The sequence below is a fragment of the Amycolatopsis sp. AA4 genome (genome assembly GCF_002796545.1).
GTDB lineage: Bacteria > Actinomycetota > Actinomycetes > Mycobacteriales > Pseudonocardiaceae > Amycolatopsis.
In genome coordinates this window covers 3,226,881-3,244,731 of sequence record NZ_CP024894.1, presented here as the reverse complement: position 1 = coordinate 3,244,731, position 17,851 = coordinate 3,226,881, and the positions used below count along the sequence as shown (strand labels likewise).

Sequence of the window (17,851 nt, the reverse complement as noted above, 5' to 3'; positions counted from 1 at the left end):
ACCGGCGGTGGCCGTGAGGAGGCCGGTTCGGCCGAAGCGCGCCCGCCGGGCAGACGTCACCGGCAGCGACGACGAACACCTCAGCGAGACGAAGCGAGCACGGCGGCGGGCAGCCCGGTCCCCGCAGCAGGAACCGCCCCGTGCGCGAGGAACGCCCGCAACGTCCGTAGCTTCCCGCAGCAGGAATCACTCCCCGCCGAGCACCAGCCGCAACCTCCGCAACGTCCCACAGCAGGAACCGCCCCGCGCCGAGCAACGTCCGCAGCTTCCCGCGACAGAAACCACTCCCCGCCGAGCACCGCCCCCACCATCCGCAACTTCCCGCGGCAGGAATCACTCCGCGTCGAGCACCAGCCGCAACATCCGCAGCCTCCCGCGACATGAACCACTCCCCGCCGAGCACCAGCCGCAACCTCCGCAACGTCTCGCAGCAGGAATCACTCCGCGTCGAGCACCGCCCGCAATGTCCGCAACAGCGGATCGGCCTCGGCGCCGAACATCTCCACGTCCACCCGTTCCACCGCGGTCACCGCCTGCCCCGCCAGGTCGCGGCCCTTTTCCGTCAACCGCACCAGTTTCGCGCGCGTGTCGCCGGCGTCGACCGTCCGCGTGACCAGCCCGGCCGTCTCCAGCCGGGCGATCACCTGGGATGTCATCTTGATGTCGGTGCCCGCCCGCGCGGCCAGTTCCTGCTGCCGCGGCGGCGCGCCGTGCGTTTCCATCCACCAGCAGCACGCGAGCAGCACGAACTGGACGTGCGTGAGGCCGAGCGGTTCGAGCGTCTGCCGGATCCGCCGCTGCCACGCCAAAGTCACGTGCCACAGCAGGAAACCCGGACTGTCCCCCGGTCCCGCGAACTGCGTCATCGCGCCGACCGCTCCGCACTCGCCAGCAAATCGCTCATGGCGACCGGGAAATCCTCGCTGATCTGCGGCCCGAGTTCCGGACCCGCGTCCCCCTCGATCTCCAGGCGATGCGTGACGCGCGTGCCGCCGTCCGCGAGCGAGGCGAGCGCGTGCCGGAACCGCAGCACCGTGTCGCCGAAACGCGTTTCGTCCTCGTAGACCTCGTTCTCGATCAGCTCCGTGATGCGCGAACGGAACGTGTCCTGCCCTTGCGGGGTGACCGACAGCTCGGTCCCCTTCTCGAACGGCCCGTGCAGTTCGAACCGGTCGCTGCGCTCGCTCAGCGGCGTTCCGCTGTGCAGGTCCCGCAACGCCGCCCACACCGCCTCCGGGCTCGCCGAGGTCTCCGCGCTGTAGTCAGTGGTCCACATGATCGTTCCTCCCAGTTGGTCTGCGCAGAGACTATCTGCGCGCAGACTAAATGGCAAGACCGTCACTCCGGCCAGGCGCTGCCCTTGATCAGCTCCACGAAGTCGGTCCGCTCGAACCGCGGATCGAAATAGGCGAGCACGTCGTCGTTCATGGTGCCGAACGTCGTGTCCGGGCGGTCGGCCATGCCGTCGCGGAACGCGCGCAGGATCCGGTTCTTGAAGTCCGGCCGCGGATGCGCCGCGACGACCTCCGCGCGCTGGTCGTCGGTGATCTCGGCCAGGTCGAGGCCGAGCACGTCGGTTTCCACGCCCAGCGTCACCACCGCCACCTCCGGGGCCAGCCGCAGCGGGACCTCCGGCGTCGTGTGCAAGGCGATCGCCAGCCAGACGTTCCGCGCGTCCTCCTCCGAGCGGCCGTGGTCGAGCAGGAAACTCCGGGCCGCCTCGGCGCCGTCGAGTTCGAAACGGCGGTCGGCGGTCCGGTACGCCTTGGTGAGCCCGAGGTCGTGGAACAGCCCGCCGACATAAGCCAATTCCGGATCCACCGCCAGCCCCCGCGCCGCGGCTTTCAGCGAACCCCACAGGAACACTCGCCGCGAATGGTGGAACAACGTGTCGTCGGCAACGTCGCGCACCAGCGCGGTCGCCTCGCGCACCAACACTGTCCCGGGAATCTCGATCCCGGCGATCACCTCGGACACCACAGACCTCCTCGCGAAAAACGACCTTGCCCCGAGTCTGGCCCGGCCAGGTCCGCGGCCCCACCGCGAAAACCGACCGCGGGTCCACAGATCCGGACACGAACGCGCGAAATCGCCCGACTTTCGGTCCTACAAGCGGACGCACCGGCCGCCCTACCGTGGTGTGGTCTAGACCTCTCAGGAGAGGAACAGTGCGATGAAGTTTTCCCGCTCCGCCGCGAAAGTCGCGATCCTCACCGCCGTGCTCGGCACCGTCTCGGTGTTCACCGCCGTCCCCGCCCTCGCGCACGGCTCGATGGGCAATCCGATCAGCCGGATCATGCAGTGTTTCCAGGAGGGTCCGGAGAATCCGCAGTCCGCCGCGTGCAAGGCCGCCGTCGCGGTGGGCGACAGCTGGCCGCTCTACGACTGGGACGAGGTCAACATCGGCGACGCCAGCGGCCGCAGCCGCGAGATCATCCCGGACGGCAAGCTGTGCAGCGCCGGCCGCGACAAGTACAAGGGGCTCGACCTGGCCCGCGACGACTGGCCGGCGACCACGCTGCCGGGCAGCGGCCCGTACACCTTCCAGTACCAGCTGACCGCCGCGCACGAGGGCACCTTCGAGCTGTACGTCACCAAACCGGGCTACGACCCGACGAAGCCGCTCAAGTGGTCCGACCTGGAAGACACCCCGTTCTACAAGCAGGACAACCCGCCGATCGCCGGCAACGCCTACCAGCTGCGGGCGAACCTGCCCGGCGGGCGCAGCGGCAGGCACCTGATCTACTCGATCTGGCAACGCCACTGGCCCGACTCCGGCGAGGCCTTCTACTCCTGCTCGGACGTGATCTTCCCCTGATCTCCCCCGGCCCGGCGGGGACCCGCTGTCTCCGCCGGGCCCCGCGAACGCGGCTCCCGCTCATTCGGCCAGGAGCGCCGTCGTCTCGAACCGGGCGCGGTACTGGCTCGGCGAAATCCCCAGGCGCGCCACGAAAACGCGCCGCATCGTCTCGGAACTGCCGAATCCGGAGCTGCGCGCGGTTTCCGCGACGCCATGCCCCGCGGCGAGAAGCGCTTTCGCGTGGTCCAGCCGCACCTGTTCGACGTACTTCGCCGGCGTCGTGTCCAGCTCGCTCGCGAACAGCCGCGCGAGATGCCGCGCGCTGACTCTCGCCCGCGACGCCATCGCGGCGGCGCTGTGGTCGAGCGCGGGTTGCGCCGAAACCAGGTCGGTCACCTCGCGGAGCGTCGGCGTGTTCGGCCGCGGCATCCGCAGCGGGGCGGAGAACTGCGACTGGCCGCCGGGCCGCTGCATGAACATCACGAGGCTGCGGGCGACCGTGCGCGCGAGATCGGGGCCGTGGTCCTGTTCGACCAGAGCGAGCGCCAGGTCGATGCCCGCCGACACTCCCGCCGAGGTGAAAATGTCGCCGTCCCGCACGAAAAGCGCGTCGGGGAGCACCTCGATGTCCGGATACGCGCGAGCGAGCCGCGCCGCGTGCCGCCAATGCGTGGTGGCGCGCCGTCCGGACAGCACACCCGCCTTGGCCAGCGCGAAGGACCCAGTGCAGATCGACACCAACCGACCCGCGCGCGGCGCGATTCCCCGGATCGCGTCGACCAGCTCGACCGGCACGCCGCGGTCCACCAGCCCGTCCCCTCCGGCCACCACGACAAGATCCGGCTCCGCCGCCTCGGCGACCGGCCCGTCCACCGGCAGGCGAACCCCCACCGACGTCGCCACGCCCGCCCCGGACGGCGACCGGTAACTGATCGAGTACCCGGCCCCGGACCGATTAGCCTCGGCGAACACCTCGGCGGGCCCGGTCACGTCGAGCATCTTCACGCCGTCGAACACGACGAAAACCACGCTCGCGCCCATGCACCCGACCTCCGGCGCCCAGCATGGCAGACGGTCAGGCGGAGTCGAACCGGAGCACTGCCGCGTCGTACTTCGGGCGAGCCGGGAACGCCCGAACGAATCCCAGACGACCGAGCCCTCGGTCCCGGCCACACGCGCCAGCAGCGGCCAGCGACCTCATGGTTCGCACGCGCAGCTGCGCTTTGGCTGCGTCCATGTCGAGGCCGTGGAAGTGCTCAGTCGTCGTGACGCTGAAGCCGGACCTGCTCAGTTCGCAGGTCCGCGGCTCACGCCGGGCTCTCGTCCGCCTCCCTCCGCTCAGCCAGAATCTCCGTCACCCGCTCCCCCGGCAGCGCGTTCCGCAGCGCCAACGCCATCACGACCGCGGTCAGCACCAGCGACGCGACCGCCCCCAGCGCGAAGTCCAGCACTCCCAGGTTCCCGGCGTGCTTGGAAGCCTCCGGATACGTGCCCAGGTAGCTGATCACCGCGAGCCCGGCGAACCACACCAGCACCCACCAGCCGTGCCGGAAGTCCAGTTTCGGCGACTTCTTCGCGAAGGCCTGGTGCAGCGCGAGCAGAAGGTAGCCGAAGACGATCACCACGAACAGTTTCCAGTTCGTGTCCCAGCCGGTCCAGTAGATGATCAGGTTGGTGGAGAACAGCGCCAGGAACGCGACCGCCCACGTGAAGCCGCGGCCGAGGCGGAACGGGCGGGTGTGGCGCGGCAGCTGGCTGCGCATCGCCAGCAGCACCAGCGGCCCGGAGCCGAACGACAGCACGGTGCTGTTCGTGACGAACGAGACGAGTTTGTTCCATCCGGGGAACGGCAGGAAGAAGAAGCAGCCGACGACGAACGCCAGGATCAGGCTCACCCACGGCACGCCCGCGGAGTTGACCTTCGCGAGCCCGGACGGCGCGTTTCCGTTGCGCCCCATGGCATACGAGATGCGCGCGGTGACACCGGTGTAGATCAGGCCGGTGTCGCCGGGCGAGATGATCGCGTCGGCGTACAGCAGCGTGGCCAGCCAGCCGATGCCGAGCACGCTCGAGATCGCGGCGAGCGGGCCGAAGGTCGCCAGCACGTCGCTGCCCGCGGTGAAGTTGGCGCCGACGTGTTCCCAGCCCTGTTTGCCGATCGCGTCGGACGGGGCCGCGCCGATGAACGCGATCTGCAGCAGCACGTAAAGGATTCCGGTGAGCACGACCGAACCGATGAGCGTGAGCGGCACGTTGCGTTTCGGGTTCGCGGTCTCCCCCGCCAGTTCGACGCCTTGCCGGAAACCGAAAAATGAGAACGCGATTCCGGCGCTCGCGACCGCGGAGAAGATCCCGTGCGTGCCGTACGGGGCGAATCCGCCGTAATCCGTGAAATGCCCGGGGTGGAACGCGGTCGCCAGGAACACGACGATCACCAAAGCGATGACGGCGAGTTTCCACCACACGAGCACGTTGTTGATCCGGGAGAACCAGCGCACGCCGAAGAAGTTCACCAGCACGAAGAACGCCAGCAACAGAATCGAGATCCCGGTGCCCGCCGGGGTGAGCACGGCGTTGCGGTCGGCGTCGAGTTTCTCCAGCCAGGGCAGGTAATTCGTGGCGTACTGGACGACCGCGAGCACCTCGATCGGCGACACCGCGGCCGCCGCGATCCAGGTGACCCAGCCCATCGAAAAGCTCGCGAACGAGCCGAACGAATAGTGCGGGAACCGCGCGACGCCGCCCGAATGCGGGAACATCGTGCCCAATTCGGCGTAGGTCATCCCGATCAGCACGAACATTACCGCGCCGATCCCCCACGACACGATCGCCGCGGGCCCGGCGAGTTCCGCCGCGTTGAGCGCGCCGAACAGCCATCCCGACCCGATGATCGACCCCACCGCGGTGAACAGCAGCCCGATCGGGCCGAAATGCTTCTTGAGCCGCTGGTCGTCGCCCGCGACGACGAGCGGGGACGGGTGCTCGGTCGTTCCGGCTGTGTCCATGGCGCGGCCTCCTGCCGGGTCGGCGGTCCGCTTCCACTGTCCTCCCGCGGCGGAGCGCGCAGAATAAGCGGACATAAAATTGTTACCTTGTGCACCAGTTGGCGCAGGGCCGCGATCCTGCTCCGCGTTCCGTTGCCGCACAACGGTATTCGCGAGCTATGTCCGGATTTCCCGCGCTGGGCTACCAGGTCGCGCGGAGAATCCCGGTCACGTCCGCCGCCGAGACCTCGCGCGGGGCGTTCGCCAGCACCCCGTCCGCCAGGGTGTCGGCCGCCAAGTCCGGCAAATCTCCTTCGCCGATGCCGAATTCGCGCAACCGGCCGGCCAGTTCGACCTCCGCGACCAGGCGTTCGACCGCTTCGATCGCCGCGTCCGCGTTGTGCGCGGCCGATTTCCGGGCATCGGCGACGCCCAGCGGTTCCGCCAAGCGCGCCAGCCGCCCTTCCCGCACCGCACGGTTGAACCGCAGGCATTCGACGAACACCAAGGCCAACGCCTGGCCGTGCGGCAGGTCGAACCGGCCGCCCAGCGAGTGGCCGATGCCGTGCACTACGCCGAGTCCGGTCGTCCGCATCGCCAGGCCTGCCGTGTGCGCGGCGAGCATCAGGTTCGCCCGCGCCGCCAGGTCATCGCCGACGGAGACCGCGCGCCGCAGATTCGCCGCGACCAAGCGCACGACCTGCAGGTCCAGACCATCGGCCCACGGATTCGGCCGGGCGGAAAGAAAGGACTCCACGGCGTGGGTCAGGCAGTCGATCCCGGCGGCCGCGGTCGCGCGCGGCGGCAGGCTCAGAGTGAGCACCGGGTCGAGAAGTGCGTACCGGGCAAGGCAAGCCGGTCCGCCCAGGTAGCACTTGCGCTGCTGCCGAGGGTCGGTGATGACGCCGAGGTCATTGCACTCCGAACCGGTGCCGGAAGTCGTCGGGATCGCCACGATCGGCAACGCGGGCGCCAGCTCCGCCGAAGCCTCGGTGCTCCAGGTCAGTTCAGCGGCCGGACGGTCGTTGACGGCCGCCAGCGCGATCGCCTTCGCCGCGTCCAAAGCGGACCCGCCGCCCAGCGAGATCACCGCTTCCGCCTCGGCGGCACGCACGAAAGCACCGCCCGCGTCGACGTCCTCGGTGGTCGGATTCGGGTGCACTTCAGCGAAAACCTCGACCGCTAGCCCGTTTTGCCGCAACAACTGGGCCGCCTGCTCCGGCAACGGGGTCGCAGCCAGCCCGCGATCACTGACCAGCACAGTCTTCCGCGCACCGATCGTCCGTACCAATCGCGGCAGCTGTTCGACCGCCCCGGCAGCGAAAGCGGCGGCCGGGTACGGGCCGATGTCGATGGCCGGGATCTGCGTCTCCGTCATGGCTTCCTCCCGAACCGTTCCTCGTCGACCGCGACGCCCAGCCCGGGCGCGGACGGCACGTGCAGCAGGCCGTCCGCGTCGATGTCCAGCGGGGCGGAAAGCAGGAAATCGCGCCGCTGCGGCGTCCACACCGGCGGGTCGTAGGGGAATTCGAGGTACGGTCCCCCGCCGACGCCCGCGGTCACGTGCAGGTTCGCGAGCAGGCCGAGGCCGTTGGACCAGGTGTGCGGTGTGAAGAGCCGGTTGCGCGCCAGCACCAGCTCGGCGAGCGTGCGGGCGCGCAGCATCCCGGCGGCGAGCGCGACGTCCGGCTGGTAGACGTCGAGCGCGTCCGATTCGACCAGGTCCAGCAGCTCGCTGAAGGTCCGGACCATCTCTCCCCCGGCGACGCGAACCCCGGCGTCCCGCACCGCGCGCAGGCCGGGACGGTCGTCCAGCGGCAGCGGTTCCTCAAGCCAGAAAACGTCCAGCTCGCGCAGCGCCGCCGCGAAGCGCCGGGCCGCCGCCGGGTCGAGCGAAGGCCGCACGTCGCCGGGCATCCGCCAAGCCTGGTTCAGGTCGGCCATCAGCGCCATATCCGGCCCGACCGCCTCCCGGACCGCCCGCATGGTGCGGATTCCCCCGGCAAAATCGTCCGCGGCCAGCCGGATCTTCGCCGCCCGGAACCCCTGGTCGCGCATCCTGAGCGTCACTTCGGCCCGCTGTTCGGCGGGCAGGATCCGGCCGGTCGACGCGTACGCCGGGATGGCGTCCGCCGCACCGCCGAACAGCGTCGCGACCGGGACGCCGAGCACCTTCCCGACGACGTCCCACAGCGCGATCTCCAGCGGCCAGTAGCGCCCGGCGTGGAACGCGATCGTCTCCAGCGCCCGGACGTGCCGGCTGATCGCCATCGGATCCTGGCCGAGGAACAGCTCCGCGTACGGCTCGAAGCCCGCCATCGTGTCGCCGGAGCCGCACCCGACCACGCCCTCGTCCGTCACGACCTTGACCACCGTCGCGTCGAACCGCGTGCGCGGAACCGGATCCCACGCGGCGTCGAACGGCGGATCGAGCGGCAGCGTCCCCGGCAGCAGCTGGATGTCGGCGATCCTCACTCCCCGGACGGTAACCGCGGATTGACCCCTGCCCAATCGTTGTTGCACAGTCCTCAACATGGCGAACCAGCGCACCTACGGTTCGGGCCTGGTCCGCGACGTCGACCTGCTCGAAGCCCTCGCCCTGCCGGAGGCGCGCGACGGACTCGGCGTGTCCCGCGTCGCCGAACTGTCCGGCCGGGACAAGGCGCAGGTCTCGCGCGCCCTCGCGACGCTCGCCGACGCCGGTCTGGTGTCGCGCGACGAGCACACGCGGGCGTACCGGCCGGGCTGGCGGCTCTTCGCTCTGGCCACGCACGCCACCGAAACGCATCTCGCGCACCTCGCCGCGCCCTTTCTGCGCACGATCGTGGCGCGGTTGAACGAAACGACGCATTTGTGCGTCCTGCGCGCCGGTCAGGTGTTCACCCTCCGGAGCGAACTCGCGTCCCACGCTTTTCGCGGGCTCGGCTGGGAAGGCGTCGGCGTCGACCCGTTCACGACCTCCCCCGGACGGGTGTTATTGAGCGAATGGGACGAGGAAACCGTCGGGCACTGGTGGCGGACCTTCGCCGCCGCTCACCCGCTCCCCCACCTCCCCGGGCCCGCCGAGGAACCACCCCCGCTCACCCTCGACCAGCTGCTCGGGAAGCTCGCCGGGATCCGGGAACGCGGCTACGAAACCGTGGACGAGGAGTTCGAGCCCGGGCTGGTCGGCGTGTCCGCGCCGGTGTACGGCTTCCGGGGCGACATCGTCGCGGCAGTCAACGTTTCCGCCCCGAAAGCGCGCCTCGGCGAGCGGCTTCCCGCGGCGGGCCGGTTCGCCCGCACGGTCGCCGACCGGATCTCCGCCGCGCTCGGCGCGCCGGGATGACGTTCATTTATGCTTCGCCGAACCTTCGTTTTCCCGGCAGGTGGTCGCCATGTACGAAATCCCGCCCACGGCGGCCATGCAACGCTGGTCGGTCTCGGTCGACGGCTCCCGCGCGATCTTCGCCTGCGCGCCGTGGCTCGAAGACCCCACCGCGGACCGGGTGCTGCCGCGCCTGTGGCCGGGCCGCGGGCTGGGCGTCAGCGACACCGACGCCGCCGGATTCGCCGCCGCGATCGCCGAGACGATGAAAGCGCCGAACTACTGGATCGCCAGCCACGCCGCCGCGCGCGCCTGGCAGGACCAGCCGTGGTCCCCCGCCCGCCGCGACCACGACGACGGGTTCGTGTACTTCGCCGGACCGTGCGGGGAGCCGAGCGTCGCGGTGGGGTACCGCCCGGCCTACGACCTGCCGCTAGCACTGCGCGACCTGCGCGGACTGCGGATCCGGCTGGCGGCGTACCTGCGCGGGGCGCGGGTTCCGAGCTGACCGCGCCGCCGAAACGGCCGCCGACCCGGGTTTCGGGCGCTGCTGACGGTGCCGAGCGCAAGCTCCGGGCCGACTTCGCACAGGCGAAACGGCGACCAGGCGCTCTTGCCGGGCGCTCAAGCCATGCATAATCCCCGCCCAGCCCGCAGCCACCCGCAACCGTCCGCGAACCCACCCGGCCCGCAGCCGTCCGCGAACCCCTCCCAGCCCGCAACCGTCCCCGAGCCGCCGCCCCTCAAGCGGGCAGCCCGAACTCCTGCCGCCCGATCAACCCGCGCATCACCTCGGTGGTCCCGCCGCCGATCGTCTCCAGGACGGACTGCCGCCACAGGAACTCCGTGTCCGTCCCGGCCACCGCCGCCTCCGCGCCGCCGAGTTCGATTCCGGCGCGGGCGATGTCCTGGGCCAGCACCGTGCCCGCCAGCTTGTGGTACGCCGCCGGGACCGCGGCCGGTTCGCCTCGGATCACTTCGCCGAGCAGGGCCAGCGCCAGCGCGTCGACCTCGGCCAGTCGGACCGACAGCTCTCCGAGCCGCCGCGCCGCCACCGGGTCGTCGGCGACCCCGGCCGAGTCCAGCGCGGCCATCAGGTCGTGCAGGTCCCGGCGCAGCCGCTTCGGCGGGAACTGCACGTGCCGCTCCACCGCGAGCGCCGACGCGACCACCTGCCAGCCCTCGTTCTCCGCCCCGACCCGATCCTCGACCGGGACCCGGACGCCGTCGAAGCGGACCTCGTTCAGCCGTCCGCCGTCGAGGGTCGGGATCGGCGACACGGTGATCCCGGGGCTGTCCAGCGGCACGATCAGCACGCTCAACCCCCGCGACCGGCTGTCCGCCGCCCCGGTCCGGCACAGCAGCCAGACGCAGTCCGACCAGTGCGCGTTCGACGTCCAGCACTTCGCGCCGTCGACCACGTAATGGCCGCCCTCGCGCCGAGCCTTCGTGCGCACCGCCGCGAGGTCCGAGCCCGCGTCGGGTTCGGAATAGCCGAGGCAGAAGTTGAGCCGGCCGCGTCGCAGATCGGCGAGGTAGCGCTCGCGCTGGGCGTCGGTGCCGTGCGTCATCAGCGCTTTCGCCACCAGGCCCGGCCCCATCGGCGGACGCGCCACCCGGGCGTAGGCCATCTCGTCCCAGAGGATGAACTCGTACGCGGGCGAACGGCCCCCGCCGCCGAACTCGACCGGCCACGACAGCGACAGCCAGCCCCGGTCGCCGAGCGCGCGGTAGACGCGGCGGACACCGTCGGCGGTGTCCTTGCCGCGGTGGAAGTAGCCGTCGGTGTCGCGGTATTCCCAGAGGAACTCGAGGACCTCCGCGCGGAACGCCTCTTCCTCCGGGGTGAAGCCGAAGTCCATCTCACTGCTCCCCGTCGGCGCCGGTCGTCCACCGCGGCTCGCGGCCTTCGGCGAACGCGCGCGGCCCTTCCTTCGCGTCCGGGTGCGCCCAGTGCATGCGCAGCAGCGACCAGCCGTACTCGCACGCCTGCCCGTATCCCATTTCCAGCGAGTTCCAGACCGCCTGCTTCGACAGCGACACCGCCGCCGGCGAGTTGCGCGCGATCGCCTGCGCCATCTCCTCGGCGTCGGCCATCAGATCGTCCGAAGTGGACAGTTCGTCGACGAGCCCGAGCTGGTACGCGCGCTGGGCGGGCATCCGGTAGCTCTTGCCCATCAGCGTCATCCGCAGCGCCGAGCCGAGCGGAAGCCGTTTCGCCAGGCCGATGTTCTCCATCGCGCCGACGAGGCCGACGTTCACGTGCGTGTCCATGAAGGCGGCGTGGTCGGCCGCGAGCACGATGTCCGCGTCGACCACGAAGTGCAGCCCGGCCCCGGCGACCAGCCCGTTGACCGCGCTGATCACCGGTTTCCACACCCGGTTCTGCCGCGGCGACCAGAACACCTCGTCGGTCAGCGGTCCGTTGCCGGTGCTCATCCCGCCGCGCCCGGCGACCGCGTGCACGTCGGCGCCGGTGCAGAAATGCTTCTCGCCCGCGCCGATCACGATCGCCGCGCGGATCCACGGATCGTCGCGAACCTCGGCCCACATCTCGCGGATCACCGGCATCATCGACCCGGTCAGCGAGTTGCCCCGATGCGGGCGGTTGAGCGTGAGGCAGGCGACGTGGTCGCGCTTTTCGAACAGCACCTCAGGCGCCTCGCTCATCGTTCCCGGCCTTTCCGGCGGTAATTCGCCGCCACTTTGTCCGCACACCCCGGCCGCGAGGCCTGGTGCCTGATCCGCTGCGAAAGCGGCCCGATCGGTCCTTCGACGGAGTACCCGATCGCGCCGAACGTCTGGTGCGCGACTTCCGCCGCCTCGACCGCCGCCCGCCCGCCCGAGCACCGGGCCGCGGCCGCCAGCGCGGTTCCGTCGGGATGCCCGTCGTCGAGCGCGAGCGCCGCCATCGTGGTGAGCTTTTCCGCCGCGGTGAGCGAAAGCCCGGAGTTCACGAGGGGATGCGCGACCGCTTGGAAAGTCCCGATCGGACGTCCGAATTGGACTCGAACCCGGGCGTGCTCGACCGCGAGGTTCAGCAACCGTCGTCCCGCACCACTGAGATATGCCGCGGCCGCGATGTCCGAAAGCGCCGTCGCCGCCTCGACGCGTTCCAACGGCTGGACCCGGGTCAGCGCGACGCGGCCCCACTGCTCTCCGCCCAGCACCTCGACCGGCTCGACGGAATCGGCCTCGGCGAGCCAGACACTGTCGCCGTCCGTCTCCACGAAAACGCCCGCCGCCGGCGCCCACGGCAGCAGGGGCGGCGCACCGGCCGAGGCCACGCAACTCCCGTCCGCGACCTGGGCGGACAGCTCCGACGGCAACACGTGTGTCGCGAACACCGTCGCGGCCCACGGCCCGGGCGCGGCAGCCCGGCCCAGCTCCGCGCCGGCGGCCGCGATGTCGCCCGCTCCCCCGCCTTCGCCCGGCACCGCCAGCGAGAGCACCCCCAACTCGGCCAGTCCTCGCCAGAACTCCGCCGGGAACGCACCGGAGCGCCACACCTCGTCGGGACAGTGCGTCCGGCAGAAACTCCGGACCACCTCGGCCAGTGCCCGCTGCTCTTCGGTGAGCGTCAACGCGACGCTCATACCGTCGCCCAACGAGCCTCGGCGACCGCCCGGCTCGGCGTCCGCCAGCTGCCCAGTTCCGCGCGCACCGCTTGCAGCCGCAGCGTCCAGAGGTGCAGGTCGTGTTCCGCAGTCAGCCCGATCGCGCCCATGATCTGGTGAGTCTCCCTGGTCACGCGGCCGAGCGCGGACATCGTATGCGTCGCGGCGACTGCGGCGGCTTCGGCCGGAGCCCCCGCGAACGCGGCCTCGTAGACCAGCCAGCGCGCGCCCTCCACGGCCACGTTCACCTCGGCGAGCCGGTGCTGCAACGCCTGAAACGACCCCAGCGAGCGGCGGAACACCTTGCGGTCCTTGGCATAGGCGACCGCGATGCCGACGGCCCGCCGCATCATGCCCACGGCCTCGGCAGACGCGCCGACCCGCCACCAGTTCACCATCGTCGCGGCACTTCCGGGGGCCAGTTCCTCCCGGTCCGCAGCGACAACGCGGGCCAGCGGGTAGCCGTAAGCCGACGGAACCCGTTCCGCCGCCCCGGGTTCGAGGGCGACGGCGAAGCACCGGTCTCCCTCGGCGAGAAGCATCCGCGCCGCCTCGCCGCCGTAGCGCACCGGTCCCGGCTCGCCCGTCGCGAGCACCACCGGCCCGGCTGGCCCGTCAAGCCCGAGCGCGGGCAGCACCAGCAGCTGCGGCACCGCGCTGACCGCGCCGAGTTCGGCGGCGATCGCCTCGACCGCCAGGGTCGCGTCGAGCGGACCGGCGTCGTCGGAAGCGAAGAGGTCGAGAAAACCGTCGCGCCGCAACGCTTCCTCGAGGGTCCAGTCGTACTCGCCGCGAGCGGCCAGCTCCCGGCTGCGTTCCGGTCCGGCGTGCCGGGCCAGCAGGGCGCCCAGCGCGTCGAGCACCGCGCGCTGGGTCGAGGTCGGTTCGAAATCCACGGCTAGTCCTTCGGCAGTTCGAGGATGAGACGGCTGATCAGGTTGAGCTGCACCTCGTAGCTGCCCGCGGCGATGCCCGCGCCGAGCGAGTTGCGGAACTGCGCGTCGCCCAGCGCTCCTTCGACGAGCGCTTCGCCGCCCAGCACGTCCAGCGCGAGGTCGCCCACCGCGCGTTCGGCCTGCACCATCGCGGCACGGGCCTGATACGCCCTCGGCGAGGGTTCCTTCGCCTTCGCCCGCTCGTCGATCACCCGGTACACGAGCACGCGCGCCGCCTCGCACGCCGCCCGGGCGCGGCCGAACTGCTCCTGGATCCCCGGATCGGCGAGTTTCCCCGACGCGCCCGCCTCGGCGGCCAGCCGGTCCAGCACCAGCGCCGCCCGGGCGTACCGGGGCGCGCCGACGCGTTCGTAGGCGAGCGTGCGCCGGACGATCTCCCATCCCTTGTTCTCCTCCCCCAGCAGGCAGTCCGCCGGAATCCGGGCGTCGGTCAGGAAGAGCTCGTTGAACGAATGATCGCCCACGAACCCCGGGATCCGCCGGACCTCGGTCCCCGGGGTGTCCAGCGGGAGCAGGAAGACCGAGATGCCGTCGCGGCCGTCGGCGGCCGACCCGGTGCGCGCGAGCAGGAAGCAGTAGTCGGCGACGTTCGCGTAGGACGTCCAGATCTTCTGTCCGTTGAGGACGTAGCTGTCGCCGTCGCGCACCGCCTTCGTCCGCAGTGCGGCCAGGTCCGTGCCCGCCTCGGGTTCGGAGAAGCCCTGGCACCAGAAGACCTCGCCGCGCGCGATCGGCGGCAGCAGCTCGCGCCGCTGGTCCTCGGTGCCGTACTTGATGATCGCCGGGCCGACCCAGTTGACGTTCATGTACTGCGGCCCGCGCGGTTCCCCGCGCCGCCACATCTCCTCGCCGAGCACGAAATGCTGCCACGCGCCCTGCCCGCCGCCGCCGTACTCGCGCGGCCAGTGCGGCGTGAGCCAGCCCTTTTCGGCGAGCTTGCCGACGAACCCGCGCGAAAACTCGCTGTAGACGGCGCTGCCGAGGCCGGTCTCGGACCGGTCCCACCCCGCCAGCTCGCGATCGAGGAAATCCCCCAGCTCGCCCCGGAACGCGACGTCGGCCTGATCCCACGCGAACTCCATCAGCGTCCCTCCGGCCCGAGTCGGCCCCGGTGCTCGTCCAGTCGGTGCACGTCGCCGGCTCCTTCCACCTTGTGCGATGAATAAAGGATACTCAATTAGTTCCGCTACGCAAGCATGCACGGGTCACACCGTCGCTGCCTTTGAGCAAAAAGCCCGGTCACAGCGGCGATAACGGAATCGCATCCGGATCGCGCACCTCTTGCACTCCGCCGGCCTATCAGTATCCTCAACTCGGTCGCCCACCGCCCCCATTCCCGGAGGTCCCGATGGTCTCGCCAGAACCCCAGCCGCCCGCCCCCGGCGGCGGCGCCGCGTCCCCCGAACTGCGCAAGGTGACGATGTCCAGCCTGCTGGGCACCGTGATCGAGTACTACGACTTCCTCATCTACAGCTCGATCGCCGCGCTCGTGTTCGGGCCGCTGTTCTTCCCGTCGCTGAACTCCACGACGTCCACCATCGCGTCGTTCGGCACGCTCGCCGCCGGGTACGTCGCGCGGCCGCTCGGCGGGCTCGTCTTCGGCCACTTCGGCGACCGGCTCGGCCGGAAATCGATGCTGATGGTGACGATGACGCTGATGGGCGTGGCCAGTTTCCTCATCGGCGTGCTGCCGACCTACGCCACCATCGGCATCGCCGCGCCGCTGCTGCTCGTCTTCCTCCGCGTGGTGCAAGGGATCGCGGTCGGCGGCGAATGGGGCGGCGCCGCGCTGATGGTCGTCGAGCACGCGAGCGCGCGCCGGCGCGGCCTGTGGGCGGGCATCATGCAGCTCGGGTCCCCGCTGGGGTCGTTCCTGGCCACGCTCGTGTTCGCGCTGGTGAGCCTGCTGCCGAAACCCGCGCTGTTCTCGTGGGGCTGGCGGCTGCCGTTCCTGCTGAGCGCCCTGCTGCTGATCGTCGGCCTGTACGTGCGGCTGCGGGTGTCGGAAAGCCCGGTCTTCCGCGAGCAGGCGGCCAAGTCCGTCGACCGGAAGCCCGCCGTCCCGGTGCTGCAGGTGCTGCGCCGCCCGCGTGCGCTCGTCCTCGCCTGCGCGGCCGGGATCGGGCCGTTCGCGCTCACCGCGCTGATCAGCTCGCACAGCATCGCCTACGCCAAAACCCTCGGCTACGACGTGTCCGACGTGGCCCGCGCGCTCCTGTTCGTCGCGGGCGTCGGGATCGTCTGCATCCCGGCCTTCTCCGCGTGGTCGGACCGCGTCGGGCGGCGGGTGGTCAGCCTGATCGGGGCTGTCGGCACGATCCTGTACGCGATTCCGTTGTACGCCTTGGTCAACAGCGGCTCGGTGCTGTTGCTGACGCTCGGGCTGATGGGCGCGCAGATGCTGCAGAACCTGATGTACGCGCCGCTCGCGCCGATGCTGTCGGAGATGTTCGGCACCGGCGTGCGCTACACCGGGGTTTCGCTGGGCTACCAGCTGGCGAGCCTGCTCGGGGCCGGGTTCACGCCGCTGCTCGCGAGCAGCCTGGTCGCCGGGTTCGGCGGGTCGAGCCTGCCGCTGAGCGCGATCGCGGGCGTCGGGGCGGTGATCACGATCGTGGCGATCTGGCGGATCTCCGAGACCCGCGGCAGCGACCTGACCGGCTCGCCCGAGGCCGTCTCCCCCGAACCGGCCGCTCGATGGTCCTGAGCATCGCCGAAGCCGCGGTGGCCCTCCGTGCCGGGAGGACCACCGCGGTGGCGTTGGCCGAGTCCGCTATCGCCGCCGCGGACGAGCTCGACGCCGCGCTCGGCTTCTACCTCGCGCGGTTCGACGGACCGGCGCGGGCGGCCGCGGCGCGAGCGGACGCCGAACTGGCGGCCGGGATCGATCGCGGGCCGCTGCACGGGATCCCGGTGGCGGTCAAGGATCTGCTGGCTGCCGACGAGGGCGAGACGACCGCGCAGAGCCTGGTGCTCGATCGCGCCTGGGGTCTCCCCGGCGACGGCCCGGCGGTCGCCCGGTTGCGCGCGGCGGGGGCGGTGCTCACCGGGAAGACGACCACCATGGAATTCGGGATCGGCGCGCCGGACCGGACGAAACCGTTCCCGCTGCCGCGCAACCCGTGGCGTCCCACGCACTACGCCGGCGGCTCCAGCTCAGGCAGCGCGAGCGCGGTCGCCGCCGGCCTCGTGTTTGGCAGTCTCGGCACCGACACCGCGGGCAGCATCCGGTATCCCGCCGCGTTGTGCGGGGTCACCGGGCTCAAGCCGACGTACGGCCGGGTGCCGAAGAACGGCTGCGTCCCGCTCGCACCCGGTTTCGACCACGTCGGCCCGCTCGCTCGCAGCGCCGAGGACTGCGCGCTCCTGCTGACCGTGCTCGCCGGGCCGGACCCCGGCGATCCTTCCTCGGCCGACCGGCCGGTCGAGGACTACCGCGGCGGGTTGACCGGGTCGCTGTCCGGGTTGCGGATCGGGGTGGTGCCGCACGAGGATCGCGTTTTCGAGCAGGCGGTGGCTGTTCTGCGCGACGCGGGCGCGCGCACGATGCCGGTCGAACTGCCGTACTACGCGGAACTGAAGACAGTGACCAAGTTCGGTCTCGCGGCGGAAGCTTTCGCTTGGCACCGAACGAATCTCCAGCGGCGATGGTCCGATTACGGTGCGTCCACGCGGATGGCGATCGCGAAGGGCGCGCTGGTCTCCGCCGCTGACTACGTGCAGCTGCAGCGGGTTCGACGGGCTGGGCAGCGGAAGCTCGCGCGGCTCTTCACCGAAGTCGACTTGGTGGTGACGCCGACCGCCACCAGCGGCGCGCCCGAGATCGCTGCGCTGAGCACGTCCGGGATGGCCGAAACCGCGCTCACCTCCTACTGGAACGCCGTCGGCAACCCGGCGCTGTCCGTCCCGATGGGTTTCACCGGCGACGGCCTGCCGCTCGGCCTGCAGATCGCCGGACGGCCGTTCGACGAGGCCACCGTGCTCGCCGCCGGACACGCCTACCAGCAACGGACCAGCTGGCACCGGCAGACGCCAACGGTGACCGTCGCGGCCGGGCTGTCCCTGCCTCCAGCCGAGACAGCCCAGCCCGAGGCGGATTACCCCGGCTGGGCGGCCGAGCTGTCCGCGTTGGACGAGGCACTATACGAGGAGCCCGCCCCGGTCTTCCGGGCGGAGCCGTGAAGGAG

At 71.0% G+C, this 17,851-nt stretch carries 17 protein-coding genes; 5 read left to right on the top strand and 12 right to left on the bottom strand.

The window, feature by feature from the left end; all coding sequences use genetic code 11:
• Positions 1 to 437: 437 nt before the first annotated feature.
• From CU254_RS15380 to CU254_RS15370, 3 genes are all read right to left on the bottom strand, one after another.
• The gene (locus CU254_RS15380) at positions 438 to 866 is read right to left on the bottom strand and encodes a MarR family winged helix-turn-helix transcriptional regulator (protein ID WP_009077195.1); all 429 of its coding nucleotides are present in this window, start codon (positions 864 to 866) and stop codon (positions 438 to 440) included.
• The gene (locus CU254_RS15375; protein WP_009077193.1) at positions 863 to 1,276 is read right to left on the bottom strand and encodes an SRPBCC family protein; all 414 of its coding nucleotides are present in this window, start codon (positions 1,274 to 1,276) and stop codon (positions 863 to 865) included. The genes CU254_RS15380 and CU254_RS15375 overlap by 4 nt, the downstream gene beginning before the upstream one ends.
• Positions 1,277 to 1,338: 62 nt before the next feature.
• Positions 1,339 to 1,977: an HD domain-containing protein gene (locus tag CU254_RS15370; RefSeq protein WP_037713744.1), complete on the bottom strand. Its 639-nt coding sequence runs from the start codon at positions 1,975 to 1,977 to the stop codon at positions 1,339 to 1,341.
• A gap of 196 nt (positions 1,978 to 2,173) precedes the next feature.
• Between CU254_RS15370 and CU254_RS15365 the strand changes: the two genes are divergently transcribed.
• Positions 2,174 to 2,818: a lytic polysaccharide monooxygenase gene (locus tag CU254_RS15365; RefSeq protein WP_009077189.1), complete on the top strand. Its 645-nt coding sequence runs from the start codon at positions 2,174 to 2,176 to the stop codon at positions 2,816 to 2,818.
• A gap of 60 nt (positions 2,819 to 2,878) precedes the next feature.
• Here the strand turns inward: CU254_RS15365 and CU254_RS15360 are convergent, their stop codons facing one another.
• The 4 genes from CU254_RS15360 to CU254_RS15345 form a co-directional block, all read right to left on the bottom strand.
• Positions 2,879 to 3,841, bottom strand: a complete 963-nt coding sequence (locus tag CU254_RS15360) for a GlxA family transcriptional regulator (RefSeq protein ID WP_009077188.1) — start codon at positions 3,839 to 3,841, stop codon at positions 2,879 to 2,881.
• A 266-nt stretch (positions 3,842 to 4,107) separates the two neighbouring features.
• Positions 4,108 to 5,805, bottom strand: coding sequence for an APC family permease (locus tag CU254_RS15355; protein ID WP_009077185.1), 1,698 nt, complete (start codon positions 5,803 to 5,805; stop codon positions 4,108 to 4,110).
• A gap of 181 nt (positions 5,806 to 5,986) precedes the next feature.
• Positions 5,987 to 7,162 carry an iron-containing alcohol dehydrogenase gene (locus tag CU254_RS15350; protein ID WP_009077183.1) on the bottom strand — a complete coding sequence of 392 codons (1,176 nt, stop codon included), beginning with the start codon at positions 7,160 to 7,162 and terminating at the stop codon, positions 5,987 to 5,989.
• Positions 7,159 to 8,259: a mandelate racemase/muconate lactonizing enzyme family protein gene (locus CU254_RS15345; RefSeq protein WP_037713742.1), complete on the bottom strand. Its 1,101-nt coding sequence runs from the start codon at positions 8,257 to 8,259 to the stop codon at positions 7,159 to 7,161. The genes CU254_RS15350 and CU254_RS15345 overlap by 4 nt, the downstream gene beginning before the upstream one ends.
• Before the next feature lie 58 nt (positions 8,260 to 8,317).
• Here CU254_RS15345 and CU254_RS15340 point away from each other — a divergent pair, with 58 nt between their 5' ends.
• On the top strand, positions 8,318 to 9,112 hold the full coding sequence (locus CU254_RS15340) for an IclR family transcriptional regulator (protein ID WP_009077178.1): 795 nt from the start codon (positions 8,318 to 8,320) through the stop codon (positions 9,110 to 9,112).
• A gap of 49 nt (positions 9,113 to 9,161) precedes the next feature.
• The gene (locus CU254_RS15335) at positions 9,162 to 9,599 is read left to right on the top strand and encodes a hypothetical protein (RefSeq protein WP_100266794.1); all 438 of its coding nucleotides are present in this window, start codon (positions 9,162 to 9,164) and stop codon (positions 9,597 to 9,599) included.
• 235 nt (positions 9,600 to 9,834) lie between these two features.
• Here the strand turns inward: CU254_RS15335 and CU254_RS15330 are convergent, their stop codons facing one another.
• The 5 genes from CU254_RS15330 to CU254_RS15310 are packed head-to-tail and all read right to left on the bottom strand — an operon-like array spanning position 9,835 to position 14,746.
• Positions 9,835 to 10,953 (bottom strand): acyl-CoA dehydrogenase family protein, encoded by a 1,119-nt coding sequence (locus CU254_RS15330; protein WP_009077174.1) that lies wholly within the window; start codon positions 10,951 to 10,953, stop codon positions 9,835 to 9,837.
• Position 10,954: 1 nt separating this feature from the next.
• A complete protein-coding gene (locus tag CU254_RS15325) occupies positions 10,955 to 11,761 on the bottom strand; it encodes an enoyl-CoA hydratase/isomerase family protein (RefSeq protein ID WP_009077172.1) in 807 nt (268 codons plus the stop codon).
• Positions 11,758 to 12,687: an acyl-CoA dehydrogenase family protein gene (locus tag CU254_RS15320; protein ID WP_009077171.1), complete on the bottom strand. Its 930-nt coding sequence runs from the start codon at positions 12,685 to 12,687 to the stop codon at positions 11,758 to 11,760. Before CU254_RS15320 ends, CU254_RS15325 begins: the two co-directional genes overlap by 4 nt.
• Positions 12,684 to 13,604 carry an acyl-CoA dehydrogenase gene (locus tag CU254_RS15315; protein ID WP_009077169.1) on the bottom strand — a complete coding sequence of 307 codons (921 nt, stop codon included), beginning with the start codon at positions 13,602 to 13,604 and terminating at the stop codon, positions 12,684 to 12,686. The genes CU254_RS15320 and CU254_RS15315 overlap by 4 nt, the downstream gene beginning before the upstream one ends.
• A 2-nt stretch (positions 13,605 to 13,606) precedes the next feature.
• Positions 13,607 to 14,746, bottom strand: a complete 1,140-nt coding sequence (locus CU254_RS15310) for an acyl-CoA dehydrogenase family protein (protein ID WP_009077163.1) — start codon at positions 14,744 to 14,746, stop codon at positions 13,607 to 13,609.
• Between the two features lie 266 nt (positions 14,747 to 15,012).
• Here CU254_RS15310 and CU254_RS15305 point away from each other — a divergent pair, with 266 nt between their 5' ends.
• A complete protein-coding gene (locus CU254_RS15305; RefSeq protein WP_009077161.1) occupies positions 15,013 to 16,371 on the top strand; it encodes an MFS transporter in 1,359 nt (452 codons plus the stop codon).
• Positions 16,362 to 17,846 carry an amidase gene (locus CU254_RS15300; protein WP_009077159.1) on the top strand — a complete coding sequence of 495 codons (1,485 nt, stop codon included), beginning with the start codon at positions 16,362 to 16,364 and terminating at the stop codon, positions 17,844 to 17,846. The genes CU254_RS15305 and CU254_RS15300 overlap by 10 nt, the downstream gene beginning before the upstream one ends.
• The last annotated feature ends 5 nt before the right edge of the window (positions 17,847 to 17,851 follow it).